This is a genomic window from Streptomyces sp. A 4/2 (assembly GCF_940670765.1).
Classification (GTDB): Bacteria; Actinomycetota; Actinomycetes; order Streptomycetales; family Streptomycetaceae; genus Streptomyces.
Genome location: NZ_CALNVW010000051.1, coordinates 39558 through 52914 on the forward strand (window position 1 = coordinate 39558; position 13357 = coordinate 52914).

7 protein-coding genes are annotated in these 13357 nt (G+C 71.0%); 4 read left to right on the forward strand and 3 right to left on the reverse strand.

Annotation, left to right across the window (positions count from 1 at the left end; genetic code table 11):
• The first annotated feature begins 65 nt into the window (after positions 1–65).
• Complete coding sequence (locus NBY69_RS33680; RefSeq protein ID WP_250305815.1) at positions 66–2414, forward strand: LuxR C-terminal-related transcriptional regulator; 2349 nt, start codon at positions 66–68, stop codon at positions 2412–2414.
• A gap of 31 nt (positions 2415–2445) precedes the next feature.
• On the opposite strand, the gene NBY69_RS33685 is transcribed toward NBY69_RS33680, so the two are convergent.
• Both NBY69_RS33685 and NBY69_RS33690 read right to left on the reverse strand, forming a co-directional pair.
• Positions 2446–2763: a hypothetical protein gene (locus NBY69_RS33685; protein WP_250305816.1), complete on the reverse strand. Its 318-nt coding sequence runs from the start codon at positions 2761–2763 to the stop codon at positions 2446–2448.
• Between the two features lie 108 nt (positions 2764–2871).
• The gene (locus NBY69_RS33690) at positions 2872–6933 is read right to left on the reverse strand and encodes an amino acid adenylation domain-containing protein (RefSeq protein WP_250305818.1); all 4062 of its coding nucleotides are present in this window, start codon (positions 6931–6933) and stop codon (positions 2872–2874) included.
• 328 nt (positions 6934–7261) lie between these two features.
• Between NBY69_RS33690 and NBY69_RS33695 the strand changes: the two genes are divergently transcribed.
• From NBY69_RS33695 to NBY69_RS33705, 3 genes are all read left to right on the forward strand, one after another.
• A complete protein-coding gene (locus NBY69_RS33695) occupies positions 7262–8239 on the forward strand; it encodes an Ig-like domain-containing protein (RefSeq protein WP_250305820.1) in 978 nt (325 codons plus the stop codon).
• Between the two features lie 72 nt (positions 8240–8311).
• Positions 8312–8731 (forward strand): GNAT family N-acetyltransferase, encoded by a 420-nt coding sequence (locus NBY69_RS33700; protein ID WP_250305822.1) that lies wholly within the window; start codon positions 8312–8314, stop codon positions 8729–8731.
• A 155-nt stretch (positions 8732–8886) separates the two neighbouring features.
• Positions 8887–10095: a low temperature requirement protein A gene (locus NBY69_RS33705; protein ID WP_250305823.1), complete on the forward strand. Its 1209-nt coding sequence runs from the start codon at positions 8887–8889 to the stop codon at positions 10093–10095.
• A 240-nt stretch (positions 10096–10335) separates the two neighbouring features.
• Here NBY69_RS33705 and NBY69_RS33710 read toward each other — a convergent pair whose 3' ends face one another.
• Entirely contained in the window at positions 10336–13227 is a 2892-nt protein-coding gene (locus tag NBY69_RS33710) for a PQQ-binding-like beta-propeller repeat protein (protein WP_250305825.1), read from the reverse strand.
• Positions 13228–13357 lie beyond the last annotated feature (130 nt).

The window sequence follows — 13357 nt, forward strand, 5'->3', positions numbered from 1 at the left end:
CCGTTGCGCAGCCCTTACGCTGAGGTGCGCGGCAGACACGCGCAGTGCGCGCGGAGGAGTTCGCCGTGCACACAGGAACGCTCAGGAAGCGCGGCGGGGGCGGCATGGCACTCGGTTACAGTCGGCGCACCGGCGAACTTCCCGTGGAGGTGACCGGCTTCGTCGGTCGTACGGCGGAGCTCGCCCAGGTCCGCGAACTGCTCGTCCGGGCACGGCTGGTCACCCTCGTCGGACCCGGCGGGGTGGGCAAGAGCAGGCTGGCGATGCGTGCGGCGTTCACTCTCAAGGGGGAGTATGCCGACGGGGTCGTCCTGGCCGAACTGTCCTCGCTGCACGACCCCGAACTGCTGCCGCAGGCCCTGGCCAGCGCCCTGGGGATGGCCGAACAGAGCGGCCGGATCCTGCTGGACGTCCTCATGGAGCACCTCCAGGACCGCAGGCTGCTGCTCGTCCTCGACACCTGTGAACACCACCTGGACGCCTGCGCGTTCCTCGCCGACCTGCTGCTGCGCGAGGCGCCCGGAGTGACCGTGTTCGCCACCAGCCGGCAACCCCTGGACGTCCCCGGTGAGCACACCCTGCCCGTACAGCCGCTGGGGTACGACGACGCGACGACGCTCTTCGAACAGCGCGCGGCGGCCGTCGTCCCCGGCTTCCGGGTCACCGCTGCCAACCGCCACCACGTCCTGGCGCTGTGCCGCAGGCTGGACGGCATACCGCTGGCCATCGAGCTGGCCACGGTACGGCTCAGGGCCATCCCTCTCGACCAGTTGACCGCCCGCCTCGAACACCGCTTCCGGGTGCTCACCGGCGGACGCCGCAGTGCCGCTCTGCCCCGGCACCAGACCCTGCGCACCGCGATCGACTGGAGCCACGACCTGTGCTCGGCCGAGGAACGGCTGCTCTGGGCGCGGCTCTCGGTGTTCGCCGGGCCGTTCGATCTCACCGCTGTCGAGGAGGTCTGCTCGGGCGAGGGCCTGCCGCGCGACGAGATCCTGGAGCACCTCATCGGCCTGGTCGACAAGTCGGTGGTGCTGCGGGACAGCGCGGACGGCTCCCGGTACCGGCTGCTCGACACCATCAGGGAGTACGGAGCGGACCACTGCGGCACGCTGGGCGGCGACGAGCAGGAACGCTGCCGCCAACGGCACCGTGACCACTACCTGGCCCGCGTCCAGCACTTCTACCAGACGGTCCTCACGTCCGAACAGGTGCCGTTGTACTGGCAGTTGTACCGGGATCTGGCCGATCTGCGGAGCGCGCTCGACTACTCGCTGGCCCGCCCCGACGGCGTCCGGCCCGGTCTGGAGATGGCCGCCAGGCTGTGGCCGTTCTGGGTGACGGCCGGGCTCTCCAAGGAAGGCCGGTACTGGCTGGGCCGAGGCATCGACGCAGATCCGTCCCCCTGCCGGGAGCGGGCCCTGGCGATGCTGTGGCGCAGTCTCCTCGCGCTGGTGCAGGGCGATCTCGAACCGGCCCTGGAGGGCTTCGAGGAGGCCCGGCAGGTGGCCGTGGAAGCCGGTTCCGACCTCGAACTCGCCCTGGCCACCGGCTATGTGGGCGGGGTCCGCTGGCTGCTCGGCGACCCCGAGAGCGGACAGCAGCTGATGGACGACGCGCTGGCCCGCCAGCACCGGCTGAACGACCGCCTCGGACTGGTCGTCTTCCACTACCAGAAGGGCTACATGCACGCCGTGCTCCGTGACTCGGTCTCCGCGGTCGAGGAGTGCGAGAGGGCACTGGTGCTGCTCGGTGACGAGAGCGGCGAATGCATCATCAAGGGACAGATCCTGGTCGTCGAGGCGATGGCGGCCTGGGCGCGCGGCGAGCCGGTGGAGTGCGTCTCGCTGGCCAGGTCGGGCCTGCGGAGCAGCCGCGAGGTCAGCGAGATGTTCGGTGCGGCGAACAGCCTGGAACTGCTGGCCTGGGGCGCCGCGGAACTCGGGAGTTCCAGCAGGGCGGCCTGGCTGCTGGGTGCGGCCGGAGCGCTGTGGCGCAAGGTCGGGTCCCCGATGGTGGGGGCCGCGGTGTACCTCGACGACCACACCCGGGTGGAGTGCGCCGTCCGCTCCGCGCTGGGCGACGGGGAGTTCGCCGCGCTCTTCGCGCAGGGCGCGGAACTCCCGCTGGACCGGGCCGTGGAGCTGGCGCTCGCCGACGCCGACACCCCGACCCCGGCCCTGACGGGACCGGCCGACTCGACGCCCGGTGACGTCCTGACCCGCCGGGAGCGGCAGGTGGCGGCACTGGTCTCGCAGGGGCTGACCAACCGCGAGATCTCGGAGCGCCTGGTGATCTCCAAACGCACCGCCGACGCCCACGTCGAGCACATCCTCGCGAAGCTCGGGTTCTCCTCCCGGGCACAGATCGCCGCACTGGCGGGCCGCGCCGACGGCGCCCGGGGCACGACGTGACCTCCACCGGGCCGCCGGTCACGGCCGCCGGTCAGGGCCGCAGGTCGCTCTGGCCGCAGATCCAGGCCAGGGCCTCGTACACCCCGCGGGCGTGGTCGTCCGGCACATCGCGCTGCGCCGTGTCCTCCAACTGCACGGCCACCGCGTCCACTTCGGCGGTCAGCAGCCCCAGGTCCGGCGCACCCGCGTCCGTACCGCCCGTGACCGGGGCGGCGTCCGCCCGGCCCAGGGCCCAGCGGTAACCGGTCAGCGCACCGCGGGAGAACGGTGTCCGCCCGTCCGGCCCGGCGGTGGCCGCCTCCAATTTCCGGTACGCCGCTTCCACCTCCGCGCGGTATCTGGTGCCCACGTGCTCGTCCTCGAATGGTTCTCTCTCCGGCGTGCTCATACCTCTGCGTGTGTCCCGTTCCGTGGTGGTGATGTCTCTTCCGGGGCTCCGCTCCCGCGGAGCCGTCCGTCAGACCGAGTGCGCGCCGGCTCCGTCGAGATGCCGGGAGACCGACTGCCCGATCCGGGCCAGTGGCGCCGCCTGTGTCATGGCGTGGTGGGTGCACGCGATGTCGTGGGACTCGATGCGTCCCGTCACCCAGGGCCGCCAGGCCTCACCGTCCAGGGCCTGCGCCGACTTCCCCTGGGTCGCGTGGAAGTACAGCAGATCCCCGTCGAAGACGCCCTCGACGAACGTCGGCTGGAGCCGGACCGAGTTGGTGAGGACGGAGGTCATCGCGGCCACATGGTGCTCCGCGAGGCCCTGGTGTTTCCCGAGCCCCCGGTACTCCGCCAGGGAGGCGGACAGCGGGCCGTTGCCGCCGTCGCTGCTGAGGATCGCCGCGACCTCGGTGGCGGTCAGCGCCGAGAGACCCGGTCCCGGCGGGGTGTGCCCGGCGGCTTCGAGCAGGAGCGCCAGGGCCGCACGGTCGTCGGGCAGTGAACGGAGCCGGCTCCGCGGGTCGATGGGACGGGAGTCCAGCATGGCCAGCAGGGCCACCCGCTCGCCCCGCTCCTGGAGCCGTACCGCGATGGCGTGCGACAGGGCACCGCCCAGGGACCAGCCCAGCAGGTGGTAGGGCCCCGACGGCTGCACGGAGCGGATGTGCGTCACGTACTCGGCGACCATCTCCTCGAAGGTCGCGGGCAGCCTGCCCGGCCCCGAGAGGCCGCGCGCCTGGAGCCCGTACACCGGGAGGTCGTCCGCCAGATGACGGGGCATCCCCGCGTAGCACCAGCTCAGCCCCCCGGCCGGATGGACGCAGAACAGCGGCGGCCGGGAACCGTCGGTGCGCAGCGGCAGCAGCATCGCGAACGGGTCCTGCGCGCTGCCCTCGTCGAGCAGCCGGGCCAGCCCGGCCACGGTCGGCGCCTCGAAGACCGCGCCGATGGACAGCGCGGTGCCCAGCGACGACCGGATGCGGCCGATGAGCCGGGCAGCCGGCAACGAATAGCCGCCCAGCGCGAAGAAGTCGTCGTCGATGCTGATGTCCACGACACCGAGCACCTCGGTGAAGAGCGCGCAGAGCGCCTTCTCCCGCGCGCTGCGGGCGGGCCTGCCTACCCGGTCCGCCGCCGCTTCCGGCGCGGGGAGCGCGGCCCGGTCCAGCTTGCCGTGGGCCGTCAACGGGAGCGTGCCGAGCGTGAGATAGGCGGAGGGGACCATGTAGCCGGGCAGCCGCGCGGTCGCCCAGGCGCGCAGCGAGGTGGCGTCCACCCCCTCGCCGGCGGCGGCCCGCTGGGATGGCAGGGCTCCGGGCGCGGGGCGCGCCGCGGGTACCACGTACGCGGTCAGGACCCGTTCACCCGACGGGGTTTCCCGTACCGCGACCGCCGCACGGGCCACCCCCGGGTGCCGGGCGAGCACCGTCTCGATCTCACCCGGCTCGATCCGCAGGCCCCGGAGCTCGACCTGGTCGTCGCACCGCCCGAGGTACTCCAGCGCACCCCGGTCGGTCCACCGCACCTGGTCACCGGTGCGGTACATCCGGTCGCCCGGCGCACCGAACGGGTCTGCGACGAAACGCTCGGCCGTGAGTTCCGGCGCGTTGAGATAGCCACGTGCCACCTGGGCACCGGCCAGGTGGAGTTCGCCGGGCACCCCCGGCGGCACCGGGCGCAGCGACGCGTCCAGCACATGGGCGCGCACATTGTGGCCGGGGCGCCCGATGACCGGCGTGCCGCCCTCCTCGTCGAGCCGGCAGTACACCGCGTCGACGGTGCACTCGGTCGGCCCGTAGTAGTTGTACGAGGTGGTGCCGGGGCAGTCGCGCAGCGTCCGCCAGAGCGCGGCGTCCAGCGGCTCACCGCCGACCATCAGCAGCCTGGGGCGGTGCCGGTCACCGGTGAACAGCCCGGCCGCGATCAGCTGGTGCAGGTACGAGGGCGTGACGTCGAGGAAGTCGATCCCGTGCTCGGCGATGTAGTCGACCAGGGCCCCGGGATCGAGCCGTACGGAGTCGTCGATCACGTGCAGTTGCTGGCCCGCGGCCAGGAAGAGCGGACCCTCCCACGCGGTGTCGAAGGTGAAGGTCGCGGTCAGCGCGGACCGCAGCGGACGGCCCGCCGACCGGGCGGCGGGCGCGATCAGTTCACGGTGGTGGTCGAAGCAGAGGTTGGTGAGAGCGCGGTGCTCGACGACGACACCCTTCGGCAGGCCGGTGGTCCCCGAGGTGTAACTGACGTACGCCGCGTGGTGCGGCAGCAGCGGCGCCGTACGGTCACGGTCGGCCGGATCGGTGTCGGGCCGCCCCTCCAGGTCCCGGACGGTGTCCAGGGCGTCGAGCCGCAGGACCGGTACGGCGGACGGCAGTCCGGGCGCGCCCCCGACGGTGCTGATGACACAGAGCGGATCCGTGTCGTCGAGCAGATACCGGATCCGGTCCGCCGGATGCTCGGGGTCCACCGGCACACAGGCCGCACCCGACTTCAGTACGGCGAGCAGCGCCACCGGGTAGTCGGCGGTGCGCTCCAGCGCGAGCGCCACGAACGTCCCCGGACCGGCTCCGCGCGCGATGAGCAGCCGGGCCAGCCGGTTGGCGCGGGCGTTGAGTTCACCGTACGAGAGCACGGTCTTCCCGCACACCAGGGCGATGGACTCCGGCGCCCTGCGGGCCTGTTCCTCGAACAGCTCGGGCAGCGTCGTCGCCGGCACGGGCCGCGCCGTGTCGTTCCAGGCCGTCACCACGGTGTGCCGCTCCGCGGCCGTCAGCAGTTCCAGTTCGGCGACCGGCCGGTCCGGCCCGACCGTGGCGAGCGTGTCGAGGAGCTCCAGGAAGCGGCGGTGGTGCGCGGCGGTGACCTCGGCGCTGTACTTCGCGGGGTCGGCGTTGAAGTCGATCCGCAGCGACCCGTCCGACGGCCGGTCGTAGACGTTCACCCCGAGACCGGTGACGGGGCCGTTGGAGAGGTTGTGCAGGACGGCCGGGAGCTGCCCGAAGGTCAACCGGGGGTCGAATCCCATGATGTTGATGCCCCAGTCGCCCAGATACCCGGTGGCGGGGACACCGCCCAGGTCCTTGACGAGGTACGGCGCCGGATAGCGCTGGTGCCGCAACAGCCCCCGCGCCTGCCGCGCGGTGTGCCGTACGAGATCGGTCACGGTCGTGCCGGAATCCAGTCGCACCGTCAGGGGCAGCACATTGGCCAGCATGATCGGCACCCCGCGCGCCACCGCACCGGCACGGCCGGTCACCGTGAGGTCCAGCGTCACCGCGTCCCGGCCGCTGAGCCGGTGCACGTACAGCGACAGCGCGGCCATCGCCACCGACGGCAGACCCGTTCTGGCCTGCCGGGCCAGGGCGCGCAGACCGGTGGCCGCGACCGGGCCGACATGGCCGGTCTTCCGGACGAAACGGTGCGGGACGGACTTCAGCCGGTCGGCGGCGTCCGGGCCGACGGGATGGCCGGCCAACTGCGCCGCCCAGTACTCCCGGTCCTCGGTGAACCGCTCCGACCCGTGGTACGCGGCCTCGTCGGCCAGCAGTTCGGCCAGCGTTCCCCACGCGGGGGCCGGAAGACGGGTGCCCGTCTCCAGCGCCGTGTAGGTCTCGGCGACCCGCTGGATGAAGAGGGAGAAGCCGTACCCGTCCAGCGCGATGTGGTGCACGCTGATGTACAGCAGGAAGCATTCGTCCGAGGTCCGGAGCAGTGCGAAGGTGAACAGCGGTGGCCGCCCGAGATCCAGGGGCAGGCGCATGTCCGCCCACATCCAGGCGCGGGCCGCGGCCCACGGGTCGTCGGCGCCGCGCAGATCCACCAGCGGCAGCTCCCACCGGGGGGAATCCCCGGTCAGCTGCCAGGCGTTGCCCTCGTCATCGGCCTCGAAGCGGACCCGGAGCGCCTCCGTCTCGTCGACTCCCCGGCGCAGTGACTCCTCCAGCAGAGCCCGGTCGAGCGGGCCCCTGATCTCGACGAACTCGGCGGCGCGGTAGTTGGTGTTCTCCGCGTCCAACTGCTGGGAGAACCACATCCCCGTCTGCGCGGCGGTCAGCGGCAAGCGACCGTTCCGGCTGCCGGACTTCCTGTTCATGCGTGCCGTCTCCTGACGCAGGTGCTGGTCTCCACGCGTGCTCGGTCTCTACGCGTGCTCGGCCCCTACGGGCCGTCTGCTCGGCCCCGACGGGCCATCAGGGCCAACGAGCGTCACCGGACAGGTGTATTGGTCCGAAGCGAAACTCTTTGCGGGCGACCCTCGCCGAGCAGCTCCGGAGAGGCCGGTACGGCCCTGGCCGGAGGCCCGGTCGCACCCGTCGGCAGACTTGGCCTGTGCTTTACGAAGGCCCTGCAACCGTTTCCCCGGTGTCCCTGTCTCTAGTGATGTTGTATTCAGCGGGAAGTGACGTGAGCGGAGCATGGGCATGGGCCGGGTCAAGGGCAGCATAGGGATCGCACTGCTGGTCAGCGCGGTACTGGCGGGCACGAGTGCCTGTGGGGGAGACGCCTCGGCGTCGGCCTCCGGGAGCGGCTCCGGAGCGGCCTCGAAGCCGTCGGCGAGCGTGCACCCGAAGCCTTCGCACCCCGCGGGGCCGCCCATGCTGCTGGAGACGATCGCCCCCAAGTCCGGTGCGACGGTCGGCGTGGCCATGCCGATCTCGGTGGTCTTCACCAATCCGGTGGCCACCTCGGCCCGTGCCACCATCGAGAAGCACCTGAAGGTCTCCGCGTCGGAACCGGTGGTGGGGGCCTGGCACTGGTTCAGCAGCACCCGGGCCGACTGGCGGCCGGAGAAGTACTGGCACCCGGGCACCAAGGTGACGCTGGACGCCGATCTGACGGACGTCGGCAACGGCTCGGGCCGTTACGGCACCCACAACTACCAGCACAAGTTCACCATCGGGGACGACGTCGAGGCCACCGCGTCGGTGCCCGGCCACTCGATGAAGGTCATGCGCGACGGCAAGCTGGTACGGTCCCTGCCGATCGACGCGGGCAGCCCGAGCTTCCCCTCCTGGACCGGCACGATGGCGGTGATCGACAAGGAGCGTGAGGTGCACATGACCTCGTGCAGCGTCGGCATCAGCTGCACCAAGGGCAGCCCCGACTTCTACGACCTGACGCTGCCCTGGGACGTCCACCTCACCACGTCGGGCACCTACGTCCACTACTCCACCGGCGACCCGTACCCGGGCCACAGCTACGGCTCGCACGGCTGTGTCCACCTGTCGATGGCCGACTCCAAGTGGTTCTACGACTTCGTCAAGCAGGGCGACCCGATCACCATCACGGGTTCCCCCCGAGGCAAGGCCGCCGCGGACAACGGCTATGCCTCGTTCAACCTCTCCTGGGCGGAGTGGCTGAAGACCAGCGCCACCGGTCAGCAGACGACCGCGAGCTGACCCGTCCCGACACGGACGCTCCCGTCCGAGCTGGACGGCACCCCGGCCCGGCAGTCACGTAACATGTAGGCCATGAATCCTGCTGTTGACCCTTACGTGATCCGAGTCGGAGTGCCGTCCGTCGAGACCTACCGCCACTTGCGGTCCGTGGCCGGTCTGAGCGCGAAGACGGCCGAGGCCGCCGAGGCCGGACTGCCGAACAGCTGGCACAGCGTGGTGATCATGGACGGTGACGAGCCCGTCGGCATGGGGCGCGTCATCGGTGACGGCGGCTGCTTCTTCCAGATCGTCGACATCTGCGTCACCCCCGCGCACCAGGGCCGTGGCCTCGGCAAGCGGATCATGAACGAACTGACCGGGGAACTCGGCCGCCGCGCACCGGCCAGTGCCTACGTGTCCCTCATCGCCGACGGCGCCGCCCGCTACCTCTACGAGAAGTTCGGGTTCAGGGAGACGGCACCGGAGTCCGTGGGCATGTACCGCGCTGTCTGACGCCCACCTCCTGGCGCCCGCCTCGCCTGGCGCCCGCCTCGGCGTCGGACGTTTCGGGGACGTCACCCGTGGCGAGGGCGCGGCCCCGCACGATCTGCGCCATTCTGAGGAGCGATGAAGATCCGGCCGGGTGTGAGTGGAGGATCGGCGCGCCGATGAGCGAGGAAACCTCTGCGGGAGCCGCGGGACAGGGCCGGGCCGTTCTGCCGGGCATCCGGCTGCGGGCCCGCGACCGCGACGAGGCGCACCGCGCCTCCACCCCGCTGGAACTCTTCTTCGACCTGTGCTTCGTCGTCGCCGTCTCCCAGGCGGGGTCGCGACTGGTACACGCCGTGGCCGGAGGCGAACCGGTCCACGGGATCACCGGCTATCTGCTGGTGTTCTTCGCGATCTGGTGGGCCTGGGTGAACTTCTCCTGGTTCGCCTCCGCCTACGACAGCGACGACATCCTCTACCGGATCGCCACCCTCGTCCAGATCTCCGGCGTCCTCGTCCTGGCCGCCGGAGTCCCGCGCGCCTTCGACGACGCCGACTTCACGGTAGCGATCGTCGGCTACCTGATCATGCGCCTCGCGCTCACGTTCCAGTGGCTCAGGGCCGCACACGGGGAGACCGGGCCGGCCAGGACCACGGCGCTGCGCTACGCGGCAGGACTGCTGGTCGTCCAGATCGGCTGGGTCGTGCTGCTGTTGCTGCCCCACGCGGCCTGGGAATGGGGCTTCGTCCCCATGGCGGTCGCCGACCTGGCAGTGCCGGTCTTCGCCGAACGCCACCACCGTACGAGCTGGCACCCGCACCACATCGCCGAACGCTACGGCCTCTTCACCATCATCATGCTCGGCGAGACGATCGCCGCCGCGACCGTGGCCGTGCAGTCGGCGGTCGACGCGTCAGCCGCGCTCGGCGAGCTCCTGCCCATCGCGGCGGGCGGGCTGCTCATCGTCTTCGGCGCCTACTGGATCTACTTCGCCGTCCCGATCCACGAGTACCTGGTCTCCAACCGGCAGGCGTTCCTGTGGGGTTACGGCCACTACCTGGTCTTCGCCTCCGCCGCCGCGATCGGCTCCGGCATCGAGGTCGCGGTGGAACAGGTGACGCACCACGCCCACCTCTCGACGCTCGCGGCCTCGATGGCCGTCACCGTCCCCACCGCGCTCTTCCTGCTCACCGTGTCCCTGCTGCACACCCGCCACTTCAAGCAGGGCACCGCCCAGCGCCTGGTCCTGCCCGTCAGCGTGCCCCTGGTGCTGGCCGCCGGCTTCGCCGGGCACCGGGCCGTCCCGCTGGCCGGGCTGGTGGTCGCCGCGACCGTCGCGGTCGGCGTCCGGCTGTCGCGGACCGCCGCCCGCAACGGGGCCGCCTGAGACCGTGGGATGAGACTGTCGGATATGCGCCGTACAACTCGGCCTGCCCGACTTCGACTTCTGGCGCGCTCCACCGCCGAAGATAGGTACATGACCTGTGCCAAGTGCGGAGCCCGGATGACGAGGAACCAAGACGGCTGGTACATCTGCTATGCCTGCGGCAACAGTTCGCCGGGGTAGCGGCCCGTCCGACGCGGGCCGCTGCCCCGGTCGGCTCGGGCCGCCACTCCGGCGGGGGTGTCAGCCGCGCGCGGTGAAGGCGTAGAGGTTGCCGTCCCAGGCGCCGGTCAGCAGCGTGTTACCGGTGACGGTCGGGGTCGACAGGATGGGCGCGCCGACGTTCAGGTCCTGGAGCTTGGCGCCGGTGGCCTTGTCCAGCCCGTACAGGTGGCCGTCGGTGCCACCGATCCACAACGTCCCACCGCTGATGGTCGGCGAGCCGACGAAGGCCCTGCCGCTCTGGAACTCCCAGAGCTTGGTGCCGGTGCTGGTGTCGAAGGCGGCCACCCGGCCGTTGGTGAAGCCGGCGTAGACGGTGTGCCCGTCAACGGCCGCCGAGCCACCGGGCTGCGCGGCGTCGTCCTTGGATACCCCGTCGCTCTGGTAGTGCCACAGTTCCTTGCCGGTGGAGGCGTCCCGGGCCAGGAGGGTGTTGCTCATGTCGGTGGTGAACACCTGCCCGTCGGCCACCACGGGAGTGGAGTGGTGGACGCCGCCGACGCCTCCGGCCGAGACGAGCTGCTCACCGGTGGCGGCCTCGTAGATACGCAGGCCACCGCGGCTGTCGTGGACGTAGACCTTGCCGCCGACCACGGTGGGGGTGCTGCTGTTCCACCAGCCGCTGTCCACCGGGGAGTCCCACAGCTGCTTACCGGTCGCGGTGTCCAGGGCGACGAGGTGGCTGCCGGTGGTGGTGTAGCCGAAGTAGTAGACGGTGGAGCCGGAGACGGTCGCGCCGCCGTAGCCGTAACCGTCGTAGGCGCCGGTCGTCGAGGAACCGGGGAGGGCGTGGCGCCACTTCACCGCGCCGGTCGCCGCGTCCACCGCGGTCAGGGTGCCACGCATCTCGGTGAGGTAGACGGTCCCGTCGTGCACCACGGGCGTGGACTGGACGAGGCTGTCCGTGGCGAAGTGCCACTTCGTCCGGCCGGTGGCGAGGTCGACGGCGTCCACGCCGTTGCCCTTGGCCCCGTCGGTGTCCCAGGTGCCGATGTACGCGATTCCGTTCGCGACCACCGGGGAGGACATGCCGATGGTGGCGCCGCTGCGGTGGGTCCAGGCGTTGGTGAGGTTTCCGGAGCCCAGGTTCCCGGGCTGTACTCCGGTGTGCAGGGCGTCCCCGTGGAACTCGGGCACGTCCGCGCCCGCGCGCACCGGTTCGGCCTTCGGCACGACGGTGAAGCGGCTCGTGGTCGACCAGCTCCTGCCCGCGTCGTCGAACGCGGTGACCGCGGCGGTGTGTGCGCCGGGCTTCAGCCGGCGGGTGTCCCACGGCGCCGACCACGAGAACTTGCCGGTCCGGCCCAGCTTCTGGCCCTTCTGGCCGTCGACCCGGACCTCGACCCGCACCACATGGCTGGAGGTGTGGTAGGCGTCCACCTGGAACTCGGTACGGCCCTGGCCGACCTGGGAGCCGGGCGCGGGCGAGGTGGCCGCGATCGTGTGTTCCTGGTTGAACATCCGGAATTCGGCGGTCAGTTCGGCGTGGCGCATCGCGATCTCGCGGAAGCCGATGGGGGAGTGGTCGTCGTTGTAGGTCGCCGAGGCCGTGTTGTACTCCACCGCGCCGTCCAGCAGGTGAGGATCGGTGAAGTTGGTGTGCATGTGGCCGTTGAAGAACGCCTTGACGTCGTACCCCTTGAGGAGTCCGAGCAGGGCGTCGATCTGTCCGGCGGAGCCGCCGGTGTCGGGGGTGTCCAGCGGCTCGTGGGAACTGACCACGATCTGCTTCTTGCTGCCGTTGGCGTTCTTGCCGTTGAGCGCCAGGTCCTGCTTCAACCAGGCCATCTGTACCGGATCGCCGAGGCCGCCGTTGTTCTCCAGCTGGATGAAGTGGGTGTTGCCGTAGTCGAAGGAGTACCAGGAAGGCCCGAGCAGCGAACGGTAGTTGCCGACGCCGTCGGTGTCCCCGCCGCCGTGGTCGTGGTTGCCCGTCACCGGCCAGATCGGCAGCTTGGAGTTCGCGGTGCCCTTGAGCCACGCCTGCCAGTGGGAGGACGCACCGTCGCCGCTGAGGTCCCCGGTGGCCAGGACGAAGGCCGGCCGGGTCGGCAGTGCGGCCATGTCGTCCAGCTGCTTGGCGAGCTTGCCCGGCGTGACCCCGTCGCCCTCCGCGGGTGATTCCGGACCGTCGGGGCTGGTCAGGTGGGTGTCGGTGATCTGGGTGAAGGTGAAGTCGGGCCGCTCGCTGCCCTTGTCGCGCCGCAGATCGAAGTTCTGGGTGACGGTGGCGCCGTCCTCGGGCGAACCGAGATCGTAGTAGAAGCGCTGGACCCGGTTGCTGCCGAGGGCGGCCGAATAGCCGCGCGGCATGGTGATGTTGACGATCGTGTGGTTCCACTGGTTGAGGTCGGCGGAGAACGTGTAGTGGCCGTTCCGGTCGGTACGGACGATGACCGCGCCGTCCGAGACGGACACCCCGGCCAGCCCGTGCTCACCCTTGCCCTGGGTGCCGTTGCCGTTCTTGTCGTCGAAGACGGTGCCCTGGACGGTGGCGTGGCGCGCGGGGCGGGGGGCCATGTCGAAGTTCACCGGCGCGGCGAGCGCCTGGTACCCGTCGTTGGCCAGCAGCCACGCGGAGTAGGAGCCGGCGGGCAGGCCGGAGGTGTCCAGGTCCACGGTGCCGGTCGCGTTCGGGACGTAGACCCAGACGAGCGCAGCCCCGTCGCCGGGCTTGCGGTTCGCGGGATAGATGCCGATCCAGTTCGTGGCGCCGGGCGCGTCCGTGGTGTAGCCGAAGCTGAGTTTCTGACCGACCTGGGGCTGCTGGGTGACCAGGGTGAGAGTGGACGCACTCACGGCCGACGGGGCCCCGCCGACCGGCGCGGCGGACGAGACGGGTGCGCCCACCACGGCGAGAACAACGGCGCAGGCCCCAGCCGTCAGTGCAGATCGGAAGCGGGAAGGTGGCATGCTGCACTCCTGGTGAACGGGAAACTTGTCTGGACAACTTTGCTGACCGCAGGACATCCGTGGCAAGTGTCCGGTAGGTGTTGCAGCGGCGTACTGCACACGATGATTGGGTGTCTCCGTACGGCCCTAC